Source organism: Enterobacter vonholyi (assembly GCF_008364555.1).
Taxonomy (GTDB): domain Bacteria; phylum Pseudomonadota; class Gammaproteobacteria; order Enterobacterales; family Enterobacteriaceae; genus Enterobacter; species Enterobacter vonholyi.
In genome coordinates, this window is the sequence record NZ_VTUC01000011.1 from 1 (window position 1) to 22,711 (window position 22,711).

20 protein-coding genes and 1 rRNA gene are annotated in these 22,711 nt (G+C 50.9%); 9 read left to right on the top strand and 12 right to left on the bottom strand.

What is annotated here, in order from left to right:
* Positions 1-137 precede the first annotated feature (137 nt).
* Positions 138-253 (top strand): 5S ribosomal RNA (gene rrf / locus F0319_RS15745).
* A 99-nt stretch (positions 254-352) separates the two neighbouring features.
* Here the strand turns inward: rrf and mobB are convergent.
* A complete protein-coding gene (gene mobB, locus F0319_RS15750; RefSeq protein ID WP_149367341.1) occupies positions 353-856 on the bottom strand; it encodes a molybdopterin-guanine dinucleotide biosynthesis protein MobB in 504 nt (167 codons plus the stop codon).
* On the bottom strand, positions 853-1,437 hold the full coding sequence (mobA, locus tag F0319_RS15755) for a molybdenum cofactor guanylyltransferase MobA (RefSeq protein ID WP_149367342.1): 585 nt from the start codon (positions 1,435-1,437) through the stop codon (positions 853-855). The genes mobB and mobA overlap by 4 nt, the downstream gene beginning before the upstream one ends.
* A 68-nt stretch (positions 1,438-1,505) precedes the next feature.
* Here mobA and F0319_RS15760 point away from each other — a divergent pair, with 68 nt between their 5' ends.
* The 3 genes from F0319_RS15760 (at position 1,506) to dsbA (ending at position 3,487) form a co-directional block, all read left to right on the top strand.
* Positions 1,506-1,775, top strand: coding sequence for a YihD family protein (locus F0319_RS15760; RefSeq protein ID WP_008501866.1), 270 nt, complete (start codon positions 1,506-1,508; stop codon positions 1,773-1,775).
* A 75-nt stretch (positions 1,776-1,850) separates the two neighbouring features.
* The gene (locus F0319_RS15765) at positions 1,851-2,837 is read left to right on the top strand and encodes a serine/threonine protein kinase (protein ID WP_111963934.1); all 987 of its coding nucleotides are present in this window, start codon (positions 1,851-1,853) and stop codon (positions 2,835-2,837) included.
* A 26-nt stretch (positions 2,838-2,863) separates the two neighbouring features.
* The gene (dsbA, locus tag F0319_RS15770; protein ID WP_045285687.1) at positions 2,864-3,487 is read left to right on the top strand and encodes a thiol:disulfide interchange protein DsbA; all 624 of its coding nucleotides are present in this window, start codon (positions 2,864-2,866) and stop codon (positions 3,485-3,487) included.
* A gap of 23 nt (positions 3,488-3,510) precedes the next feature.
* Here dsbA and F0319_RS15775 read toward each other — a convergent pair whose 3' ends face one another.
* Entirely contained in the window at positions 3,511-4,419 is a 909-nt protein-coding gene (locus F0319_RS15775; RefSeq protein ID WP_111963936.1) for an acyltransferase, read from the bottom strand.
* 440 nt (positions 4,420-4,859) lie between these two features.
* Between F0319_RS15775 and polA the strand changes: the two genes are divergently transcribed.
* Positions 4,860-7,652, top strand: coding sequence for a DNA polymerase I (gene polA, locus F0319_RS15780; RefSeq protein ID WP_149367343.1), 2,793 nt, complete (start codon positions 4,860-4,862; stop codon positions 7,650-7,652).
* Between the two features lie 166 nt (positions 7,653-7,818).
* Positions 7,819-7,866: a small protein SpfP gene (gene spfP, locus F0319_RS22635; RefSeq protein ID WP_071892919.1), complete on the top strand. Its 48-nt coding sequence runs from the start codon at positions 7,819-7,821 to the stop codon at positions 7,864-7,866.
* 97 nt (positions 7,867-7,963) lie between these two features.
* Here spfP and yihA read toward each other — a convergent pair whose 3' ends face one another.
* Positions 7,964-8,593 carry a ribosome biogenesis GTP-binding protein YihA/YsxC gene (yihA, locus tag F0319_RS15785; protein WP_111963937.1) on the bottom strand — a complete coding sequence of 210 codons (630 nt, stop codon included), beginning with the start codon at positions 8,591-8,593 and terminating at the stop codon, positions 7,964-7,966.
* Positions 8,594-9,171: 578 nt separating this feature from the next.
* Here yihA and yihI point away from each other — a divergent pair.
* Both yihI and hemN read left to right on the top strand, forming a co-directional pair.
* The gene (gene yihI / locus F0319_RS15790) at positions 9,172-9,687 is read left to right on the top strand and encodes a Der GTPase-activating protein YihI (RefSeq protein ID WP_032644299.1); all 516 of its coding nucleotides are present in this window, start codon (positions 9,172-9,174) and stop codon (positions 9,685-9,687) included.
* A 188-nt stretch (positions 9,688-9,875) separates the two neighbouring features.
* A complete protein-coding gene (gene hemN / locus F0319_RS15800) occupies positions 9,876-11,249 on the top strand; it encodes an oxygen-independent coproporphyrinogen III oxidase (RefSeq protein WP_149367344.1) in 1,374 nt (457 codons plus the stop codon).
* Positions 11,250-11,349: 100 nt separating this feature from the next.
* Here hemN and F0319_RS15805 read toward each other — a convergent pair whose 3' ends face one another.
* The 4 genes from F0319_RS15805 to glnA all read right to left on the bottom strand — a co-directional run bounded on the left by F0319_RS15805 (position 11,350) and on the right by glnA (position 15,625).
* Complete coding sequence (locus F0319_RS15805) at positions 11,350-11,460, bottom strand: YshB family small membrane protein (RefSeq protein ID WP_136196048.1); 111 nt, start codon at positions 11,458-11,460, stop codon at positions 11,350-11,352.
* A 111-nt stretch (positions 11,461-11,571) separates the two neighbouring features.
* The gene (gene glnG, locus F0319_RS15810; protein ID WP_008501858.1) at positions 11,572-12,984 is read right to left on the bottom strand and encodes a nitrogen regulation protein NR(I); all 1,413 of its coding nucleotides are present in this window, start codon (positions 12,982-12,984) and stop codon (positions 11,572-11,574) included.
* 11 nt (positions 12,985-12,995) lie between these two features.
* The gene (glnL, locus tag F0319_RS15815) at positions 12,996-14,045 is read right to left on the bottom strand and encodes a nitrogen regulation protein NR(II) (RefSeq protein WP_008501857.1); all 1,050 of its coding nucleotides are present in this window, start codon (positions 14,043-14,045) and stop codon (positions 12,996-12,998) included.
* A gap of 170 nt (positions 14,046-14,215) precedes the next feature.
* Positions 14,216-15,625, bottom strand: a complete 1,410-nt coding sequence (gene glnA, locus F0319_RS15820; RefSeq protein WP_008501856.1) for a glutamate--ammonia ligase — start codon at positions 15,623-15,625, stop codon at positions 14,216-14,218.
* 375 nt (positions 15,626-16,000) lie between these two features.
* Between glnA and typA the strand changes: the two genes are divergently transcribed.
* Positions 16,001-17,824 (top strand): ribosome-dependent GTPase TypA, encoded by a 1,824-nt coding sequence (typA, locus tag F0319_RS15825; protein WP_008501854.1) that lies wholly within the window; start codon positions 16,001-16,003, stop codon positions 17,822-17,824.
* A 156-nt stretch (positions 17,825-17,980) separates the two neighbouring features.
* On the opposite strand, the gene F0319_RS15830 is transcribed toward typA, so the two are convergent.
* From F0319_RS15830 to F0319_RS15845, 4 genes are all read right to left on the bottom strand, one after another.
* Positions 17,981-20,098: a peptidase domain-containing ABC transporter gene (locus F0319_RS15830; RefSeq protein ID WP_149367345.1), complete on the bottom strand. Its 2,118-nt coding sequence runs from the start codon at positions 20,096-20,098 to the stop codon at positions 17,981-17,983.
* Complete coding sequence (locus F0319_RS15835) at positions 20,091-21,365, bottom strand: HlyD family secretion protein (protein WP_149367346.1); 1,275 nt, start codon at positions 21,363-21,365, stop codon at positions 20,091-20,093. Before F0319_RS15835 ends, F0319_RS15830 begins: the two co-directional genes overlap by 8 nt.
* Before the next feature lie 68 nt (positions 21,366-21,433).
* Positions 21,434-21,718, bottom strand: a complete 285-nt coding sequence (locus tag F0319_RS15840; protein ID WP_023309759.1) for a hypothetical protein — start codon at positions 21,716-21,718, stop codon at positions 21,434-21,436.
* A gap of 2 nt (positions 21,719-21,720) precedes the next feature.
* Complete coding sequence (locus F0319_RS15845; RefSeq protein WP_058841944.1) at positions 21,721-22,497, bottom strand: hypothetical protein; 777 nt, start codon at positions 22,495-22,497, stop codon at positions 21,721-21,723.
* Positions 22,498-22,711: the final 214 nt, after the last annotated feature.

Genomic DNA, 22,711 nt, shown 5'->3' on the forward strand with positions numbered 1-22,711 from the left:
TCGGGTGTGTAAGCGCAGCGATGCGTTGAGCTAACCGATACTAATGAACCGTGAGGCTTAACCTTACAACGCCGAAGGTGTTTTGGCGAAGAGACAGAACAATCAATTTCAGCCTGATACAGATTTAACAGAATTTGCCTGGCGGCTTTAGCGCGGTGGTCCCACCTGACCCCATGCCGAACTCAGAAGTGAAACGCCGTAGCGCCGATGGTAGTGTGGGGTCTCCCCATGTGAGAGTAGGGAACTGCCAGGCATCAAACAAGTGAAGAGGCCATCCGGAAGGATGGCCTTTTTGCGTTTCGGAACCACCGAATTTTGTAGGCCGGGCAAGGCAAAGCCGCCACCCGGCAAGTCAGATCGCACTCCACTCCATAATAAACTCCGCAATCCCATCCACATCATTTAAATCCAGTACCGGAACTTCAAGTGGCAATACAACATCACTGACCACCGCAATCACATGCTCATCCAGCGTTAACTCACTAAAATCATGCCCGGCATCGCTTCTGAATAGCAGGATCTTAGGCACTGCCTCATGCTTAAATCCCTCAATCAGCACCAGATCCAGGGTGGAGTGATCCATCCGACTGACAAGATAAGCGAGATCCAGCGGCGCCTCGTCCGGCGTTTCTGTCATTAACGCCCAGCGTTGAGAACTTGCCACTATCGTTTGCGCAGCACCCGCTTTACGCAGCTCAAAGCTGTCTTTTCCCGGTTTATCGACATCCATATTATGGTGCGTATGCTTAATCAAACCTGGACGGATACCTCTGGTACACAGCGCAGGAATGAGCTTTTTCAGCAGCGTGGTTTTCCCGGTCCCACTCCATGCGGAAATGGCTAAAATAGGTATCATTTTTTCTCCTGCATCATCTGCAAATCTTCATGCGTATTCACGTTCACAAACGCTGATTTTAAATCGCTAAAATCAACGGAATGGCCGCCAGACTCACGCATGAAGACCATCACCCTGCGCTCTCCCGCAGCCAGATAGCTCTGCAGAGCAGGCGCTAGCGATCGGTGCATCAATGCGATAGCAGGATGGTCACGCTCGCCATCATGTACCCAAACCACAGGAGCTGTACTGCGAAGCTGTAATAAACGCTCGGCAAGACAGGACGGAATAAACGGGGTATCGCAGGGGCAGAAGATAAACCACTCTCCTTGAGACTGTTGTATGACCGAAAGCATACCGGCCAGCGGTCCTGGGTAATCCTCAACGATATCCTGGTAGACGGCGTACCCGCTGCTTCGGTAAGTGTCGATATGCCGGTTAGCGCTGATGGCCATTGTCGACACCTGGCCTGAGAGCGTATCGGCGACATGCTGCCATAAGGGTTTTCCATTAAGAAGCTGAAGCCCCTTATCTTTTCCGCCCATTCGCGTTGCTCTGCCGCCTGCCAGAACGACCCCGATGATTTCCTGGCTAAGATTCACGAATATCGCCTCTTTTATTGTGGGATTGACCCTGCTAACGTGTCACTCTAAATGAAAGGAGCACCACCATGAAATGTAAACGTCTGAATGAAGTTATTGAACTCCTACAGCCCGCCTGGCAAAAAGAGCCAGAGCTAAATCTGATGCAATTTTTACAGAAACTGGCGAAAGAGTCAGGTTTTGACGGCGATCTGGCTGACCTTTCTGACGACATCCTGATCTACCACCTTAAAATGCGCGACTCTGCCAAAGATGCTGTTATTCCTGGTATTCAGAAAGATTATGAGGAAGATTTTAAGACCGCATTATTGCGCGCACGAGGCGTAATTAAAGAGTAAAAGCTTGTAAGCGGCGGCACCGAAATCGCCACAAGATGATATCCTGAATCATTCGTATAATTTCCGGATGATCGGATGAACGACCAGGCTTTTACTTTCCAGACATTACACCCGGACACCATTATGGATGCCCTGTTTGAACAGGGTATTCGGGTGGATTCCGGGCTAACACCGTTAAACAGCTACGAAAACCGCGTCTATCAATTTCAGGACGAGGATCGTCAGCGATTCGTTGTAAAGTTCTATCGTCCTGAACGCTGGTCCGCAGAACAAATTCAGGAAGAGCATCAGTTTGCTCACGATCTGCTGGATGACGATGTTCCCGTTGCCGCACCGCTAAAATTCAATAACCAAACGCTCCTCACGCACGAAGGGTTTTACTACGCTGTATTCCCGAGCCTGGGGGGGCGCCAGTTTGAAGCGGATAATATCGATCAGATGGAGTGGGTTGCCCGCTATCTTGGGCGTATACACCAGACGGGACGCAAAAAAGCCTTTATTGCCCGCCCGACTATCGGGATTCAGGAATACCTTCTTGAACCGCGCCAAGTATTCGAAACGTCTGCAATGATCCCCGCAGCGCTAAAGGATGATTTCCTCAACGCCACCGATAAGCTTATTGCTGCAGTGAAAACCTGCTGGCGCGATGATATTTCCGTCCTGCGCCTGCATGGCGATTGTCACGCCGGGAATATTCTCTGGCGTGACGGCCCGCTCTTTGTCGATCTCGACGATGCGCGCATGGGGGCAGCGGTTCAGGACCTGTGGATGCTGCTCAATGGCGATAAAGCCGAGCAGCGCATGCAGCTTGAAACCATTATTGAAGCTTATGAAGAATTTAGCCCGTTTAATTCAGACGAAATTGCCCTGATTGAGCCTTTACGTGCGATGCGTTTTGTTTATTATCTCGCATGGTTAATCAGGCGTTGGGACGATCCGGCATTTCCTCGCAATTTCCCGTGGCTTACCGGAGAGGATTACTGGCGTAGCCAGATATCTACATTTACTGAGCAGGTTAGGGTTCTTCAGGAGCCCCCTCTGCAATTAACGCCGATGTATTAATGGACACACCCAGGAGAGAGTTAATCATGAAAAAAATTTGGCTGGCGCTGGCAGGTATGATTCTGGCATTTAGCGCTTCTGCTGCGCAGTTTACCGACGGCAAACAGTACATCACGCTGGACAAGCCGGTCGCTGGCGAGCCACAGGTTCTGGAGTTCTTCTCGTTCTATTGCCCACACTGCTATCAGTTCGAGCAGGTGCTGCATGTTTCTGACAACGTGAAGAAAAAGCTGCCGGAAGGCACAAAAATGACCAAGTACCACGTCGAGTTCCTGGGCCCATTGGGTAAAGACCTGACTCAGGCATGGGCGGTGGCGATGGCACTGGGCGTGGAAGATAAGATCACTTCGCCAATGTTTGAAGCCGTACAGAAAACACAGACCGTTCAGACCACTGCGGATATCCGTAAAGTGTTCGTTGATGCCGGCGTGAAAGGTGAAGAGTATGATGCCGCGTGGAACAGCTTCGTGGTGAAATCACTGGTTGCCCAGCAGGAAAAAGCGGCTGCTGACCTCCAGCTTCAGGGCGTTCCGGCGATGTTTGTTAACGGCAAATATCAGCTGAACATGCAGGGCATGGACACCAGCAGCATGGATATCTTCGTACAACAGTATGCTGATACCGTGAAATACCTGGTTGAGAAGAAGTAATTTCACTGATGTAAAAACGCCGGTCACTGACCGGCGTTTTTGTATGAAGATTTAATCCTGCCTATCTGTTCGTCTTTCTCTTTCCAGAGCGTATTAAGCCACTGCTGGAAACGACGTTTGAAATTCTTGTCGTTAACGTAATCACCGTGCAGTTCAGCGTCAATCGGAACCAGGTCGACATGCACGACAATGCGCGTCAGTTTGCCGCTGAGCATGTCGAAGAATGGCGTCCTGTCGTTTTCCGGATAGCAGAGCGTGACGTTAAGAAGTTTATCGAACTGTGCTCCCAGCACGTTAAGCGCCATCGCAATCCCCGCTGCCTTTGGCGGCAACAGATGCTGATAAGGAGAGCGAGTTTGCTGGCGCTTCTCTTCCGTAAACCGGGAACCTTCAACAAAGTTCACGATAGTCGTTGGATGCGCGCGAAACTTTTCGCAGGAACGGCGCGTGGTCTCCACATCTTTGCCGCGACGCTCGGGGTGACGAATCAAATAGCTGCGCGAATAGCGTTTCATAAACGGCATATCTAGCGCCCAGCAGGCCAGCCCAATAAAAGGTACCCAGGCGAGCTGCTGTTTCAGAAAGTATTTGTTCATCGGGATGTGTTTGCGAAAAAGCACGCATAACACCACGATGTCCGCCCAGCTGTGATGATTGCAGATCAGCAGATACCAGTTTTTCTTGTTAAGACTCTCCAGCCCTTTGATATCCCACTTCAGATGCGGGTTCAGGCACAGCAGGATCGCCAGCCCTTCGCACCAGCAGTACATCATGAAATTACAAAATGCGGACACGGCTCGCCACACCATGGGGACAGGCAGCAGCAGTTTAATGATCCCGGCTACGATGATTGGCACAGAACATGCGACAGTCACCAGAATAGTTAAAATGATGCTTAACAGTAATGTTATTGCAGCGAGCAATCTCGACATGATGAGCTTTTTCAGGTAGTTAGCTGTAAGTTAGCGGCCAGCTATTCGACGCTGGGCGCTGATTTTACCAGAAAACGGACAAATTAATGGCGCTTTCATGTGATGATTTGGCCGCTTTTACCCTGTCGTAGACGATTTCACTGTGATTCCGCGCTTATCAAGGCTTATATCCACATAGACTAAATTGCCATCAGTTGGCCATATAGATAAGATCTAATGCCATAACTGCATGATAATTAAGAGATAAAAAATAAGTCATATGTGTATTTTGTGTCTGTTATTCATATGAAGTGAAAATATGCACAAACTTATCCACAGTTTGAATTTTGCGAGCGATCCTCACGATCGCAAAATCTTTTCCTGTATCAGGCGCTAATAACTGATGTTTTCATCCTTCTGTGGCATCCTTTACCCATAAATTGATTAAAGGCACGGACATTATGGTTCAGATCCCAGAAAACCCTCTTATTCTCGTCGATGGCTCTTCTTACCTGTATCGGGCATACCATGCGTTTCCTCCTCTGACCAATAGCGCAGGGGAACCCACCGGCGCAATGTACGGCGTGCTGAACATGCTGCGCAGCCTGATCCTTCAGTACCAGCCAACCCATGCGGCTGTGGTCTTTGATGCGAAAGGCAAAACGTTCCGCGATGAGCTGTTTGAGCATTACAAATCTCACCGTCCGCCAATGCCTGACGATCTGCGTGCGCAGATTGAGCCGCTGCACACCATGGTAAGAGCGATGGGGCTACCGCTGCTGGCCGTCTCTGGCGTTGAAGCCGATGACGTCATCGGTACGCTGGCGCGTGAAGCAGAAAAGATGGGTCGTCCTGTACTGATCAGCACCGGTGATAAAGATATGGCGCAGCTGGTGACGCCAGGTATCACCCTGATTAATACCATGACCAATACCATTCTGGGGCCTGAAGAGGTTGTCACTAAGTATGGCGTGCCGCCTGAGCTGATTATCGACTTCCTTGCGTTGATGGGCGACTCCTCGGATAACATCCCGGGTGTCCCTGGCGTTGGTGAGAAAACCGCGCAGGCGCTGCTTCAGGGGCTGGGCGGGTTGGATACGCTCTACGCGGAATCAGACAAAATCGCCGGGCTCTCCTTCCGTGGCGCAAAAACCATGGCCGGAAAACTGGAAGAGAACAAAGAGGTGGCTTATCTCTCCTATAAGCTGGCTACAATCAAAACCGATGTCGAACTGGAGCTGGGCTGTGAGCAGCTTGAGGTGCAACAGCCTTCTGCTGACGATCTGCTGAGCCTGTTTAAGAAATACGAATTCAAGCGCTGGATCACTGACGTGGAAGCCGGTAAATGGCTACAGGCAAAAGGGGCCAAACCTGCTGCAAAGCCGAAGGAGACGATTGTTGTTGAAGCAGAAGATCAGGCTGAAGAAGAAGCCGTGGCGCTTTCATTCGACAACTACGAAACCATTCTTGAAGAGTCACAGCTGATCGCCTGGATCGAGAAACTGAAAAAGGCGCCGGTCTTTGCCTTTGATACCGAAACTGACAGTCTCGATAACATCTCAGCCAATATGGTTGGCCTGTCATTTGCGACAGAGCCGGGTATTGCAGCCTACGTTCCTGTGGCGCACGATTACCTGGATGCGCCGGAGCAGCTCTCCCGTGAACGCGTGCTTGAGCTGCTGAAGCCGATCCTGGAAGACGAAAAGGCGCTCAAGGTTGGGCAAAACCTCAAGTACGACCGCGGCATTCTGCAAAACTACGGCATTGAACTGCGTGGGATCGCCTTCGACACCATGCTCGAATCCTACATTCTGGACAGCGTTGCGGGCCGCCATGATATGGATTCCCTATCTGACCGCTGGCTCAAGCACAAAACGATCACCTTCGAAGAGATTGCCGGTAAAGGGAAAAATCAGCTCACCTTTAACCAGATTGCTCTTGAAGAGGCGGGTCGCTACGCGGCGGAAGATGCTGACGTCACGCTGCAGCTGCATCTGAAGATGTGGCCAAAACTGCAGAAGCACGAAGGTCCGCTGAACGTGTTCCAGCATATCGAGATGCCGCTGGTGCCCGTGCTATCCCGCATTGAACGCAACGGCGTGAAAATCGACCCAACGGTGCTGCATAACCACTCCGGGGAGCTGGCGCAGCGCCTGACCGAGCTTGAGCAAAAAGCGCATGAGCTTGCAGGCGAGCCGTTTAACCTCTCTTCACCGAAGCAGCTGCAAACCATTCTGTTTGAAAAGCAGGGCATCAAGCCGCTGAAGAAAACCCCTGGCGGCGCACCGTCAACCTCTGAAGAGGTGCTGGAAGAGCTGGCGCTGGATTACCCGCTGCCAAAAGTGATTCTGCAGTACCGTGGTCTCGCGAAGCTGAAGTCGACCTACACCGACAAGCTTCCGCTTATGATCAACCCGAAAACGGGTCGCGTGCACACGTCGTATCATCAGGCTGTCGCGGCGACCGGTCGTCTCTCGTCAACCGATCCCAACCTGCAGAACATCCCGGTACGTAACGAAGAGGGCCGTCGTATTCGCCAGGCTTTCATCGCACCAGAGGATTATCTGATTGTCTCTGCTGACTACTCGCAAATCGAACTGCGCATTATGGCGCATCTGTCCCGTGACAAAGGCCTGCTTACCGCGTTTGCCGAAGGGAAGGATATCCACCGGGCAACCGCGGCGGAAGTCTTCGGCTTGCCGCTGGACAGCGTGACCAACGAACAGCGCCGCAGTGCTAAGGCGATCAACTTCGGTCTGATCTACGGCATGAGCGCGTTCGGCCTTTCACGCCAGCTCAACATTCCACGTAAAGAGTCGCAGAAGTATATGGATCTCTACTTCGAGCGTTATCCGGGCGTGCTGGAATATATGGAACGCACACGCGCGCAGGCGAAGGAAAAAGGTTACGTCGAAACCCTGGATGGCCGCCGTCTCTACCTACCGGACATCAAATCCAGCAACGCGGCGCGCCGCGCTGGCGCAGAGCGTGCGGCGATCAACGCCCCGATGCAGGGTACCGCGGCGGATATTATTAAGCGTGCAATGATCGCCGTTGATGCCTGGCTGGAAGAAGAGAAGCCTCGCGTGAAAATGATCATGCAGGTACACGATGAACTGGTATTTGAAGTGCACAAGGACGACCTCGACGCCGTGTCGAAGAAGATCCACGAACTGATGGAAAACAGCATGACGCTTGATGTGCCGTTGCTGGTGGAAGTGGGAAGTGGTGAAAACTGGGATCAGGCTCACTAACGATTCTTCGCATAACGCGCTATTTATGTAAGTTTGCAACATTAGAACGCGCGTTTTGTGACGATCATTAGAATTCCCTATGTAAAGAATGAAAAAAAACTACAAAAAGTGCTTTTTCTGCAGCACAAAAAGGGGTAGAGTTATCGGCGTAGGGTACAGAGGTAAGATGTTCTATCTTTCAGACCTTTTACTTCACGTAATCGGATTTGGCTGAATATTTTAGCCGCCCCTGTCAGTAATGACTGGGGCGTTTTTTATTGCGGCAAAGAAATGTTCAGGCAAAAAAAGCGCGGACATTGCCGCGCCCGGTATTACTCTTCTTCCGCTTCCTTCGCGGGTTCCAGCTCGCTAAACCAGGTATCGAGTTTCTGACGCAACTTGTCCACGCCCTGCTTTTTCAGCGAGGAGAACGGCTCAACCTGTACATCACCGTTGAACGCCAGCACCGCTTCGCGAACCATATTCACCTGCGCTTTACGCGCGCCGCTCGCCAGCTTATCGGCTTTCGTCAGCAGCACCAGTACGGCGATATCGCTTGCTACAGCCCAGTCGATCATCTGCTGATCGAGATCTTTTAGCGGGTGACGAATATCCATCAGCACCACCAGACCTTTCAGGCACAGACGTTTTTCCAGGTATTCACCCAGCGCACGCTGCCACTTGATTTTCATCTCTTCCGGTACCTGCGCGTAACCGTAGCCCGGTAAGTCGACCAGGCGTTTGCCCTCTGCGACTTCAAACAGGTTGATCAGCTGGGTACGGCCAGGTGTTTTTGAGGTACGCGCCAGGCTCTTCTGATTGGTCAGCGTATTCAGGGCGCTGGATTTCCCCGCATTTGAGCGGCCAGCAAAGGCCACTTCAATACCGGTATCAGAAGGCAGGTGGCGAATATCGGGCGCACTAGTGACAAAATGCGTCTGTTGGTAGTTCCAGGTAGTCACGTGGTCGTCTCCAAAATCGTAATCTGAAGGGGATTATACCCGAATGCAGGCAAAAGGCTTTTCTGATTGCTAATGACCTGTAGGCAAATGCCTCAGGCAGTGTGAGAGATCGGCCAGTAATGCCCTGGGATATTTCAGAGAATTCGCAGGCGTCAAAAAATCCAAACTGTTTTAAATCATAAGCTTATTTTCGGGTAATTGTCTGAAAATCCTTTTTTGTACCGTTTCGTTGCTTGTTAGTTTAACGGAACAAGGTAAAGTGTGCGTCAGGGCGAGGAAGCCAACAGGAAATCGACTTAAGGATTAGGGTCAGGAGCGCCAGGAGGCGAAGACGCAGGATTGTCAGGACGACCAGCGCCTGGAGGCGTTTTAAAAGGAAATGGAACCGTATCACGGACGGTATTAGCCAAGGGATAAACAGGGTTTGTTGTTGGCAAACATGGAATGTCTGACCCGCTAAGGGTTGTGAGTCAGGAAAAAAGGCGACAGATTGCTCTGTCGCCTTTTTTCTTTGCTTGCTTTCTGCTAGATTTCGCCGCAATTCTATACTGAAGAAAACGACTTAAAGATAAAACATCATGAAAAAACCAACCTCCGCTGCGGGCGCGAAACGCCCTGCAAAAGCACGCCGCAAAACGCGCGAAGAACTGAACCAGGAAGCGCGCGACCGCAAACGCGACAAAAAACATCGCGGTCATGCTGCGGGTAGCCGTGCCAACGGTGGTGGTGCAGCGGGCGCTTCTGCAAAAGGCAAGCAGCAGAAAGATCCTCGTATCGGCAGTAAAACTCCCATTCCACTGGGCGTGACAGACACCCCGGTCACTAAGCAGCACAAACCAAAGAGCGAGAAACCTATGCTTTCACCGCAGGCTGAGCTGGATTTGCTGGAGAACGATGAGCGCCTGGACGCGCTGCTGGAACGTCTTGAAGAGGGTGAAACCCTGACCGCTGAAGAGCAGTCATGGGTGGATGCCAAACTGGATCGTATTGATGAACTGATGCAGAAGCTGGGCCTGTCATACGACGATGACGAAGATGAAGAAGAAGACGAGAAGCAGGAAGATATGATGCGTCTTCTGAAGGGTGGAAACTAACATTTGCACCCGGCAGGCACGATAGTCCTGCTTATAACCCTTCCGGTTATATGTTATCTGGTGTGGTTATTCGTTAAACTACGGCGGTTGTCGCGGCGACAGAAGTGGCTGCGCACCCGAATGATGGCCCGCAATGGGGTCAGAACGGGCCGCCGTATACGAACGCGACACCAACGGAAGGAGTGAGCATGTCAGCATCAACTATCGACTGGGATTTGGCCCTAATCCAGAAATATAACTATTCCGGGCCGCGTTATACGTCATACCCCACCGCGCTGGAGTTCTCCGATGCCTTCGGAGAGCGTGATTTCCAGCAGGCTGTCGCGCGCTATCCTGAGCGTCCGCTGTCGCTCTACGTCCATATTCCGTTCTGCCACAAGCTTTGCTACTTCTGCGGCTGCAATAAAATCGTGACCCGCCAGCAGCATAAAGCCGACCAGTATCTTGATGCGCTCGAACAGGAAATTGTGCATCGCGCGCCGCTGTTTAAAGGCCGTCACGTGAGCCAGCTCCACTGGGGCGGCGGTACGCCAACCTATCTGAACAAAGCGCAAATAAGCCGCCTGATGGCGCTTCTGCGCAGCAATTTCAGTTTTAATGCTGACGCTGAGATCTCGATCGAAGTCGATCCGCGTGAAATTGAGCTGGATGTCCTGGATCATTTACGCGCAGAAGGATTCAACCGCCTGAGTATGGGCGTACAGGATTTCAATAAAGAGGTTCAGCATCTGGTGAACCGCGAGCAGGACGAAGAATTTATCTTTGCCTTACTCAACCACGCGCGTGAGATTGGTTTCACCTCGACCAATATTGACCTGATTTACGGCCTGCCAAAGCAAACGCCGGAAAGCTTCGCCTTCACGCTGAAGCGCGTGGCTGAACTTAACCCGGACCGCCTGAGCGTCTTTAACTATGCGCATCTGCCAACGCTCTTTGCCGCCCAGCGCAAAATCAAAGATGCCGATCTTCCTTCTGCCCAGCAGAAGCTGGATATCCTGCAGGAAACCATCACCTCGCTGACCGACACCGGCTATCAGTTTATCGGCATGGATCACTTTGCCCGTCCGGATGACGAGCTGGCCGTTGCTCAGCGCGAAGGGGTCCTGCACCGTAACTTCCAGGGATACACGACGCAGGGCGATACCGATTTACTGGGAATGGGTGTCTCCGCCATTAGCATGATTGGCGATTGCTACGCGCAGAACCAGAAAGAGCTGAAGCTGTATTACCAGCAGGTTGATGAGACCGGCAACGCGCTGTGGCGCGGCATTGCGTTAACGCGTGATGACTGTATCCGTCGCGATGTGATTAAGGCGCTTATCTGCAACTTCCGTCTCGATTTCAGCGATGTGGAAGCGCAGTGGGAACTGAACTTCAGCGATTATTTCGCGGAAGATCTGAAGCTTCTGGCGCCGCTGGCTAAAGACGGGCTGGTGGATGTGTCGGAGAGAGCGATAGAGGTCACCCCGAAAGGGCGTCTGTTGATCCGTAATATCTGCATGTGCTTTGACGCGTATCTGCGTCAGAAAGCGCGAATGCAGCAGTTCTCGCGAGTGATTTAAACTGTAATGCCGGGTGGCGGCTTCGCCTTACCCGGCCTACAAAAGTGCGAAATGTAGGCCGGGTAAGCGAAGCGTCACCCGGCTTTTCATCGCCAACTCGCTAGCTAAACAGCCCAACCAGCGCCGCGCACAACATAGCCGCAACGGCTGTTTGTGGCGTGTGGCTTTCAGCGGCTCCGCTAGAGAGCATATTCACGAATGTTTCCAGCATGATGTTCACCCCCAATTTCCGGGCACGATCATACAAAACTCATCGGAACAGTAAAGCGCAAAATAACGACGATTTGCGTTCAATTAATAACCTTTACACAGCGGCGTGAGATCATTCCATTCCCAGCTCTTTCAGCTTGCGCGTCAGGGTATTGCGACCCCATCCCAACAGGCGAGCGGCTTCCTGTTTGTGACCCTGCGTATGACGAAGCGCGGTGGTCAACAGCGTACGCTCCATCTCAGGCTGAGCCTCAGACAGCAGGTTTTGATGACCGGAACGCAGCGCGCGGTCGGCCCACTGCGCCAGCAGCGTCGCCCAGCTGTCCGGCAGCGCGTGTCCGCTACTGCTTTCCGGCGCGGTCGCCTCAAACAGCTCGGCCGGTAAATCCTGAATCAGCACTTCCTGACCGGCAGCCATCACGGTTAACCAGCGGCAGGTGTTTTCCAGCTGACGCACGTTGCCCGGCCACGCCAGACGCGTCAGAGCGGCATCGGTTTCCGGGTGAAGCTGCTTGGCTTCCACGCCCAGCTCGCGGGCAGCCACCTGCAGAAAATGACGCGCCAGGCGGGGAATATCTTCCCGACGTTCACGCAGCGGCGGCAGATGAACGCGAATGACGTTCAGACGGTGGAATAAATCCTCACGGAATTTTCCTTCCTGCACGCGTTGTTCCAGGTTCTGGTGGGTCGCGGCGATAATACGCACGTCCACTTTCACCGGCGCATAGCCGCCCACGCGATAAAACTGCCCGTCGGCCAGCACGCGCAGCAGGCGGGTCTGGACATCCAGCGGCATATCACCGATTTCATCCAGGAACAGCGTGCCGCCGTCAGCCTGTTCGAAGCGCCCCTGGCGAATGGTATTTGCGCCGGTAAATGCCCCTTTTTCATGGCCGAACAGTTCGGACTCAATTAAATCCTTCGGGATCGCCGCCATATTCAGGGCGATGAACGGCGCTTTTGCCCGCGGGCTATGGCGATGCAGTGCATGCGCCACAAGCTCTTTACCGGTGCCCGATTCGCCGTTAATCAAGACGCTGATGGACGAGCGGGACAGACGGCCAATAATGCGAAACACGTCCTGCATCGCCGGCGCTTCGCCAATGATGTCGGTGGTTGGCCCAAAATCGGGCGCGTGGCGTGGCTGTTGCTGCTCCTGATAATGGCTAATCGCGCGCTCAACCAGCGCCACCGCTTCGTCGATATCAAACGGTTTGGGCAGGTAATCGAACGCCCCTTGCTGATAGGCGCTCACTGCGGCATCCAGATCGGAGTGCGCGGTCATTATGATGACCGGTAGCATAGGGTGGCGTTGTTTGATCTGCTTTAACAGCGCCAGCCCGTCCATGCCCGGCATACGGATATCCGACAGCAGAACATCGGGCGTTTTAGTGGTGAGTGCGTCGAGCACTTCGCTGCCGCTCTCAAACGTCGTGCAGCTTAATCCTGCCCCTGTGAGCGCGCGTTCAAGCACCCAACGGATGGAGCTATCGTCATCGACTACCCAGACTATCCCTCGTTGCATAAACGTCACCTTTATTTTTTAATCGGCAGGAAAACCGAAAACTCGGTATGTCCCGGCCAACTGGTAAATTCAATTTTTCCAGAGTGTTGGTCGATCAAACTGCGGGCAATGGATAAGCCCAGGCCGGTTCCGCCTTCACGGCCGCTGACCATCGGGTAGAACAGGGTGTCCTGCAGATGCGATGGAATGCCGGGCCCGTTATCCTCAACGTCGATTCGGGCCGCAAGCCGGTAGCGCACGCCGTGTAACGTGAGCTGGAAGGCGGTGCGGGTGCGTAAAATAATCTCGCCGCCTTCAGGTCCCAGCGCCTGCAGGGCATTGCGCACAATGTTCAACAGGACCTGCTCAATCTGGTCCGGGTCATGGGCCAGTTCCGGCAGGCTTGGGTCGTAATCACGTACCAGCGTGACGTTCTCCGGCAGCTCCATTGAGACGAGCTTCACCACCCGCTCAGCCACTTTATGGATGCTTTCAGTGACGTGCATTCCCGGCTGCTGCGGACCGAGAAGACGGTCTACCAGATTCCGCAGACGGTCCGCCTGCTCAATGATGACGTTGGTATATTCCGCCAGCGCAGGGTCAGGCAGCGCCTTGGTCAGAAGCTGCGCCGCGCCGCGTAAACCACCCAGCGGGTTTTTGATTTCATGCGCCAGACCGCGCACGAGGTCACGGGCTGCAATCTGCTGCGCATGCTGAAGCTGCTCCTGGCTCAGTCGACGCTGATTATCCATCGGCGCCATTTCCAGCAGGATCAGGCCTTCGGGAAGACGTTGCGCGGTTAGCGACAGAATGTGCGAGCGCCCGTCGATCACCAGCGTCACTTCGTTATCGGTGAAACCCTGGCCTGCCTGTAAGCTTTCCTGCATCAAGCCAATATTCAGCGAAAAATAGCTCAGGAGTTCCGGAAGCGGGGTACCGAATAGTTTACGTGCGCTTTGGGCAAGCAGCTGCTGTGCCGCCGGGTTGGCGTAATGAACGGCCAGCTCGTCATCGACCAGCAAGATGCTGTTAATCAAAGAATTGAGGATCTGCCCAGCATCGGGCAGCGTGCCAGTTGCCATTCAGCAGTCTCCTGGAGTCGTTTGCACTAATTTAGTGCAGTATAGCGTTTTCGGCGTAAAAAGCGCGTGAGATCAGATTGTTGGTGGAGAAAAAAGCCCATCCGGAGATGGGCTAAAAGTTTCCACGGCAACTACTCCCGGCGCTTGTCACGCCGGGTAAAACAACTTAATTAAACGCTGTAATACAGTTCGAACTCAACCGGATGCGGAGTCATGCGCACGCGGTCGTTCTCTTCAGTGCGCAGTGCGATGTAAGCATCGATAGCGTCGTCAGTGAATACGCCACCTGCAGTCAGGAACTCACGGTCTGCGTCCAGCGCCTGCAGGGCTTCTTCCAGAGAGCCAGCAACCTGTGGGATCTCTTTCGCTTCTTCTGGCGGCAGGTCGTACAGGTTTTTGTCCATCGCTTCGCCCGGGTGGATCTTGTTCTTGATACCGTCCAGACCTGCCATCAGCAGTGCTGCGAAGCACAGGTATGGGTTAGCCGCTGGATCCGGGAAGCGTACTTCGATACGACGCGCTTTAGGAGACGCTACTACCGGGATACGGATAGAAGCAGAACGGTTACGTGCAGAGTAGGCCAGCATCACTGGCGCTTCGTAGCCCGGGACCAGACGCTTGTAGGAGTTGGTGGTTGGGTTCGCCAGGGCGTTGATCGCTTTAGCGTGTTTGATTACGCCGCCGATGTAATACAGCGCCTGCTCGGACAGGCCAGCATATTTGTCGCCAGAGAACAGGTTGGTACCGTTTTTGGACAGAGACATGTGGCAGTGCATACCGGAACCGTTATCGCCAAACATTGGTTTTGGCATGAAGGTCGCGGTTTTACCGAAACGGTGCGCAACGTTGTGCACAACGTATTTGTAGATCTGAATTTCGTCCGCTTTTTTGGTCATGGTGTTGAAGCGGGTTGCCACTTCGTTCTGACCAGCAGTCGCCACTTCGTGGTGGTGAGCTTCAACAACCAGGCCCATCTCTTCCATCACCAGACACATGGTGGAACGAATGTCCTGTGCAGAATCGACCGGAGGAACCGGGAAGTAACCACCTTTAACGCCAGGACGGTGACCTTTGTTACCACCTTCATATTTGGTGGAGGAGTTCCATGCACCTTCGATGTCGTCGATAGCAACGTGGGAGCCAGAAATAGAAGCACCGAAACGGATGTCATCGAACAGGAAGAACTCTGGCTCTGGCCCGAACAGAACGGTGTCTGCGATGCCGGTAGAACGCAGGTACTCTTCAGCGCGTTTAGCGATAGAACGCGGGTCGCGGTCGTAGCCCTGCAGCGTGCCTGGCTCGAGGATGTCGCAACGGATGATCAGGGTTGGTTCTTCGAAGAACGGATCAATGACCGCAGTGGTCGCATCTGGCATCAGAACCATGTCGGATTCGTTAATGCCTTTCCAGCCACCAATGGAGGAGCCGTCAAACATTTTGCCTTCTTCAAAGAATTCGGCGTTCACCTGATGAGCAGGGATTGTGACGTGCTGTTCTTTACCTTTGGTGTCGGTGAAGCGGAGATCAACAAACTTCACTTCATGTTCGTTCAGCATCGTCAAAACGTGTTCAGCGGACATACTTAACTCTCCAGATTGGTCATTGTCGTCGTGGTAACGAGGTCTTCAGTTTCTGTTTGTACTGGCTGTTGCCATGTATTTTTATAAAGCGAAATCTGTGCCAACTTTTAAATCACCCCAAAAAGGCGTTATCATGCGCACCATAGTGCAAAAGGGCTGCACCACGATGGATTTGTTGCACCAGTATAGTGCTTCAATGTGAACATTGAGCACCATATTGGTGCAATTTACGTTAAAGTGCCCTTTTTCGCTCCGTGAAAGCGATCACAAAGCATCTCTGCAATACTTGTTTGCGGAGGATGTTTGTGATCCTGTTTTGTAGTGCGATTAATCCGTGTACAATAACGCGCTATTTCTAATGCCTGAGGCAAAGTTGTGATCGAAAATTTGCGTAACATCGCCATCATCGCGCACGTTGACCATGGTAAAACTACCCTGGTTGATAAGCTGCTGCAGCAATCCGGTACGTTTGATGCGCGTGCCGAAACTCAAGAGCGTGTGATGGACTCCAACGATTTGGAGAAAGAGCGTGGGATTACCATCCTCGCGAAAAACACCGCGATTAAATGGAATGACTACCGTATCAACATCGTTGATACCCCAGGGCACGCCGACTTCGGTGGTGAAGTTGAGCGCGTGATGTCCATGGTGGATTCCGTGCTGCTGGTGGTTGACGCATTTGACGGCCCAATGCCGCAAACGCGCTTCGTGACCAAAAAAGCATTTGCCCATGGCCTGAAACCAATTGTTGTTATCAACAAGGTTGACCGTCCTGGCGCACGTCCTGACTGGGTTGTTGATCAGGTATTCGACCTGTTCGTTAACCTCGACGCGACCGACGAACAGCTGGACTTCCCTATCATTTACGCTTCGGCGCTGAATGGTATCGCGGGTCTGGATCACGAAGATATGGCGGAAGACATGACCCCGCTGTATCAGGCGATTGTCGATCACGTACCGGCACCGGATGTTGATCTGGATGGTCCACTGCAGATGCAGATCTCCCAGCTGGACTACAACAACTACGTTGGCGTCATCGGTATCGGTCGTATCAAACGCGGTAAAGTGAAGCCAAACCAGCAGGTTACTATCATCGATAGCGAAGGCAAAACCCGTAACGGTAAAGTTGGCAAAGTGCTGACTCACCTGGGTCTGGAGCGTATCGACAGCGATCTGGCTGAAGCGGGCGACATCATCGCTATCACCGGTCTGGGCGAGCTGAACATCTCTGACACCATCTGCGACCCGCAGAACGTGGAAGCGCTGCCAGCCCTGTCTGTTGATGAACCAACCGTTACCATGTTCTTCAACGTCAACACCTCTCCGTTCTGTGGAAAAGAAGGTAAGTTCGTTACCTCTCGTCAGATCCTTGACCGCCTGAACAAAGAGCTGGTGCACAACGTTGCGCTGCGTGTTGAAGAAACCGAAGACGCTGATGCATTCCGCGTTTCTGGTCGTGGTGAGCTGCACCTGTCTGTTCTGATCGAAAACATGCGTCGTGAAGGTTTCGAAATGGCGGTTTCCCGTCCGAAAGTTATCTTCCGCGAAATCGACGGCCGTAAACAAGAGCCGTTCGAAAACGTGACGCTGGACGTTGAAGAGCAGCACCAGGGTTCTGTGATGCAGGCGCTGGGTGAGCGTAAAGGCGACCTGAAAAACATGAATCCAGATGGCAAAGGCCGCGTACGTCTCGACTACGTGATCCCAAGCCGTGGCCTGATCGGCTTCCGTTCTGAGTTCATGACCATGACCTCCGGTACCGGTCTGCTGTACTCCACCTTCAGCCACTACGACGACGTGCGTCCGGGCGAAGTTGGCCAGCGTAACAACGGCGTGCTGATCTCCAACGGTCAGGGTAAAGCGGTTGCGTTTGCGCTGTTCGGTCTGCAGGATCGCGGTAAGCTGTTCCTGGGTCACGGTGCTGAAGTTTACGAAGGCCAGATCATCGGTATTCACAGCCGTTCTAACGACCTGACCGTAAACTGCCTGACCGGTAAGAAACTGACCAACATGCGTGCGTCCGGTACTGACGAAGCAACGGTTCTGGTTCCACCGATCAAGATGACCCTGGAGCAGGCTCTGGAATTCATCGATGACGACGAACTGGTAGAAGTGACTCCGCTGTCTATCCGTATCCGTAAACGTCACCTGACCGAGAACGATCGTAAACGTGCAATGCGCGGTGCGAAAGAAGAGTAATACGGTCAATCTATAGGTCGGGTAAGCGCATGTACCACCCGGCCGGTAAAAAGCCGCTGATCCCTCAGCGGCTTTTTTATTCGATGATCGCCAGAATTCTTCATTACCCGGGGGAGTTATGTCCCAACGCTATCTTTTTCCTGCGAAATTCACGGATTAGGGTAACTCTGCTCCATTTATCACGAACACCCGATCTGCCGATGAAATCGTGGTTTCGCGATGCGCGATAATAATCCTCGTAATGTTCATCGCCTGTATAGACTGATTGACCTGACTTTCACTGGTTTTATCAAGGTGGCTGGTCGCCTCGTCCATGAATAAAATACCCGGTTTACGGTATAATGCCCGGGCAATATAAATCCGCTGTTTTTGACCGCCGGACAACCCTTCCCCAAGTTCACCAATCAGTGTCTCGTAACCCATTGGTAGCTTTAAAATGTCATTATGAATATGGCTTGCGATAGCGCATTGCACCATCCACTGCTCGTCAATGTCAGGCCGAAAACCGGCGATATTCTCTTTGATTGAGCCTGAAAACAGCTTATCTTCCTGCATGATACAGGCAATGCGTTCAGCATAATGCTCGAAACCAAGTTGCTTAATATTAATGCCATTAATTCGGACGCAGCCGTTCGACGGTTCGAATAAACCGCACAACACTTTCATCAAGGTGCTTTTACCTGAACCCGATACGCCCGTAATAGCAATACTCTCTCCGGCATGAATGGTCAGATTCAGTTTGCTGAAGATAGGGTCCGCATGGTTATCATAACGGTAAGTCAGATCCTGAGTTTCGAGCGTTAAGGCTCCGTGTGGTAAACGCAGCGGGCTGGTGGCCGTTGAAGAAGATGCTTCCTGCAGCGCAATATCGGCAACGCGTTCATTGTGTAAGTTGATGATCTTCAGCTGAATGATAAAGTTGATCAGGGCATTTATTCGGTCATAGAACTGACTCCTGAAGGTGTTAAATGCGATAAACATACCGATGGTTAAATGACTATCCATCATCAGCCTGCCGCTAACCCACAGGATAACAATTTGGTCGCAGGCGGCGATAAAAGAGACGACGCCACCAAAGAAAAGATCCATTCGCGTCAAACGAATGCCTGTATTGACCTTATCTGAAAAAAGATTAAACCAGTTATTGATTCTCAGGTCAGTCATCCCCTGAATCTTAATCGTCGCGATACCGTACAGGGTTTCCATAAAATAAGAATTAAGGCGTGCTTCCTTGATTAACTCTTCTTCGGATAGCTGGCGATAGTATCGATAGGTAGCAAACCGAATGAAGGTGTATATTGCGGTAAAAGAGACCACTATCATGCTGAGCTGCAGGTTGTATAAAAACATCATTACCAGCAAACCCATGAGCATTAGCGTATCAATAATGCTACCAGTCAAACCTGTGGTAAAAGTGGCCCGTATAACATCAAGCGAGTGGAAGCGAGACTGAATGTCCCCCAGTTTGCGTCTTTCAAAATAGGTGGTCGGTAGCTTAATAAGGTGAGAAAAGAGGCTAAAACTCCACTGGACGTCGATGAGTGTTCCCAGTACCAGCGTGGTCCAGGAGCGTATGACACTGACCGTCAAACGTAACAGAATCAGAATAAACAACCCAAGACAGATGATATTAAGTAAACCGTAATCTCCGGATGCAATCACATTATCCGTGACTAATTGTGTCCCCACTGGCATTAGCAGGCTGATCAACTCAATCACCAGCGATAAGAAAAATACCTTCGTCAGTGATGTCATCAGTCCATTGATATTCTTTAATAACGTGGTCGCTTTTAACCTGTTTTGCTTCTTTTGAACTGAGAAAGTGGTTCCCGGCCATACCTCAAGCACAACACCAGTAAAATGTTGGGACAATTCGGGCATGCTAATCACCCGTCGTCCAAACGCAGGGTCGTGGATCACCGCGCTGTTCTTATCGACCTTAATCAGTACGACAAAATGGTTAAAATCCCAATGCAATATGCAGGGCTTACGCACGTCATGTAATTCCTGAAGGTCCACGGACAATGCGCGTGACGACATCTCCAGTTCACTGGCAATTGCTTTTATCGCATGGAGGTTGACCCCACGTGATGACAAATTGAATTGTTGCCGGAGTTGCAGTAGATCCACCTGCTTACCATAAAAACTGCATATCATTGAAAGACAGGCCAGGCCACATTCGGACGCTTCGGTTTGAAAGACAACTGGGATGCGTTTAAATATTTTCAGATCCAACTTGCGCAGCAGCGTCTCAAGTGTATAAAGATTATTCATTACCTGCGTCCGTTACGCTCATTTTCATTTCGTAAAATGGCGATAATAACCACTCATAGATATGTCTCTTTTCAAGGAAAAGAGAAATCTGCGCTTTGGCTCCCTGGCTCAGTGAGAGTTGTTTTCCATGAACTTGCACAGACTGTAGGTCAGGTTTGATCATGATTTTGTACCAGGACTTTTTATCGTCATAGAATTCATGTGCGATGGTCTGCTTTGACAGGAGTTCTGGCTTCGATGCCGGAAGCCTGGATATTGCTGATATTGATGCCCTGAACTGACCAAATTTTTCATAAGGAAAGGCGTCGTAACTAACATTAACGCGCTGGCCAATCGCCAGATAAGGAAGAACTTCATCCGGAACCCAGGTTTCGAGATAGCATGGAGAATGGATATTCTGCTGAACTCGCGCCAGTACATCGCCTGCGCCGATCATCTTACCTTGCGCCGTATTGATGGAGTCGATTAAGCCATCGGCTGTTGCCACGATGACATAATTACCTTCCGCTTCTGTATTTAACTTTTCTTTTTGCAGTTCGTATATTTTTTGCTCAAGTTGGTAAATCTGTTGGTCATAATCAGCGCTCTGGGACTGGATTTGCTGATTGAGCGCATCGATCTGAACCTGGTCCTGTGATTTTCTGGCGACCAGGTCAGAAACATTGCTCTGCTGTTGGTAGAGTAGTGCGTTTTGGCTACTCATCTGGTCTTTTGTGACCAGACCTTTTTCCTGATAACCACGGTAATCGTTAACGTTCTTCTCAATCTGATGCAGTTCCCGCTCAGCCTGCATCAGTAGCCCAGATGAGGTATTAAAACTGGACTGATAATGATCTTTTTGAGTCGTCAGCGCGTTGAGCGTACGGTTTTTCGAAGAGTTCAAATTTGCCATCATTACGCTGATACTCTTTATCTGTAGTGCGATCTCCTTTTTTTTATTCTCATCAACCAGGCCTGATTGCGTCGATACACCCGAATGAATGAGAAAGAGAGCATCACCTTTTTTTACGGGATCGCCTTCATTAACAAAACTCTGCACGACTGTACCCTGCATTGATGCAGAGATATTCACTGAGCCAGGGAAAGTGGTTATTTCACCGTGAACGATGACGCGACGGGTGTAGGAACCTTTGGTAATAAAAATAGAAATGGAAGCAATAAAAAAAATGCTGAGCAATATGATAAGAGCAAAAGGGATGCCCGGCAGAAGAACAGCTTTCCCTTCCCACCGTGTACTCTGATATTCAATAGCTTCCTTGCGAAACATACCTGGCCTCTTGCGGGGTGGAAATAGCCGCCAAATATCAGCGGCTATGAGTTATAATGGTTCAGGAATTAATGTCTACCGTGATCATTACCCTGGCGGCCACCGCCACTTTTCGAACCACCATTACCTTTTGATGAACCACCGCTTTTACCACCAACGTTAACCGAGCAACCACCGCTAAAGGATGTGCTTTCAGAGTGAGAACCATCTTTGTTAGTGGTGCTGGTGTGAGAATAGCTGCCATTACAACCAGCGCTACCACCACCGAACATCCCACCAATCGCACTACCGATAGAACCCCACATTCCTGCACCGCTGACGTTACTTAATTCACTTTCATTGAGTTCACGCATTATTAATTTTCCTTGCAATAGTGAGCAAAAGGTATACCCATAATATCCATAGACTTTTTCCATACCATTTCACCATCCGTGAATGAAATGTTTTTTACGCCAAAACGCGTAAAATCCTTTTCGCTGTACGTCGACAGACCTGTGTCTGGATCACCAATATTTTCTTTTTGCCCGCAAAGTGGCATCATCCATGACACATTTATATCTTTGTAGAATGCTTTATCCGTTTTTCTTATTTCTGAGAAAATGCGATCTGTTATCGTTGTGTCTGTATTGATTTCTCCGTTAACCGTAGTTGTTAACTTATTGTCATCAGAATTAGGCGACCCATGGAAACCAATAATGGAACCATAATTGATGATTTTGTTTTTTGCCGCTGGGAAAAGATAGTTAGCACAGGAAGAAAGGCATAATCGCCTGACCTCAATGTTAATTTCTTTATCATGAATAACTTGTGCTATTTTTATTGCAGTTTCGACATCGCCGCCACCACTGTTTATGGATATCGTTCTGACAGGGATAAGATTTTTTCTGATAAGCCCCACAATGATTTTGTCATCATCTTTGGATATGTTTCCGTCGATATATAACGTATCAAAAACGAGGTGGGTTGAAAGTTTTGGTTCAAGCCCTTGCTTCACAATCAGTTGGCTGGAGAGTTGATATAAAATATCTCTGCTGGCTTTTTTAAATCGGTAGGCATTGTATGAATAAATAGCGAAAGCGCAGAGTAAAGCTATTAAAACGGCACTGAGGACGTATCCCTTTTTAATCTTCACGAAAGTGCAGCTCCATGTGTAAAGTAATGTAAACTTATCATTATAAAAAAGAAGATAAATAGAGCATTTGTATCTAAATGTAAATTTAAGTAAAGTGAGCTTGTTGCGATTTCGAGCAAAGCCGCGCGAAATGGGATTGCCATGGCAAAAATGGGGGAATATGGTGATGAGAAAAAAAATTACGGAAGCGTTTTTCTATAATTTTTTGCAGAAT

Bases quoted from the DNA above. Each gene is read 5' to 3' on its own strand.
- glnA (WP_008501856.1), bottom strand. From the start codon at position 15,625: ATGTCCGCTGAACACGTTTTGACGATGCTGAACGAACATGAAGTGAAG.
- F0319_RS15765 (WP_111963934.1), top strand. From the start codon at position 1,851: ATGAACGACCAGGCTTTTACTTTCCAGACATTACACCCGGACACCATT.
- glnG (WP_008501858.1), bottom strand. From the start codon at position 12,984: ATGCAACGAGGGATAGTCTGGGTAGTCGATGACGATAGCTCCATCCGT.
- glnL (WP_008501857.1), bottom strand. From the start codon at position 14,045: ATGGCAACTGGCACGCTGCCCGATGCTGGGCAGATCCTCAATTCTTTG.
- F0319_RS15840 (WP_023309759.1), bottom strand. From the start codon at position 21,718: ATGCGTGAACTCAATGAAAGTGAATTAAGTAACGTCAGCGGTGCAGGA.
- hemN (WP_149367344.1), top strand. From the start codon at position 9,876: ATGTCAGCATCAACTATCGACTGGGATTTGGCCCTAATCCAGAAATAT.
- polA (WP_149367343.1), top strand. From the start codon at position 4,860: ATGGTTCAGATCCCAGAAAACCCTCTTATTCTCGTCGATGGCTCTTCT.
- dsbA (WP_045285687.1), top strand. From the start codon at position 2,864: ATGAAAAAAATTTGGCTGGCGCTGGCAGGTATGATTCTGGCATTTAGC.
- yihI (WP_032644299.1), top strand. From the start codon at position 9,172: ATGAAAAAACCAACCTCCGCTGCGGGCGCGAAACGCCCTGCAAAAGCA.
- F0319_RS15805 (WP_136196048.1), bottom strand. From the start codon at position 11,460: ATGCTGGAAACATTCGTGAATATGCTCTCTAGCGGAGCCGCTGAAAGC.
- F0319_RS15835 (WP_149367346.1), bottom strand. From the start codon at position 21,365: ATGTTTCGCAAGGAAGCTATTGAATATCAGAGTACACGGTGGGAAGGG.
- mobB (WP_149367341.1), bottom strand. From the start codon at position 856: ATGATACCTATTTTAGCCATTTCCGCATGGAGTGGGACCGGGAAAACC.
- F0319_RS15760 (WP_008501866.1), top strand. From the start codon at position 1,506: ATGAAATGTAAACGTCTGAATGAAGTTATTGAACTCCTACAGCCCGCC.
- F0319_RS15775 (WP_111963936.1), bottom strand. From the start codon at position 4,419: ATGTCGAGATTGCTCGCTGCAATAACATTACTGTTAAGCATCATTTTA.
- F0319_RS15830 (WP_149367345.1), bottom strand. From the start codon at position 20,098: ATGAATAATCTTTATACACTTGAGACGCTGCTGCGCAAGTTGGATCTG.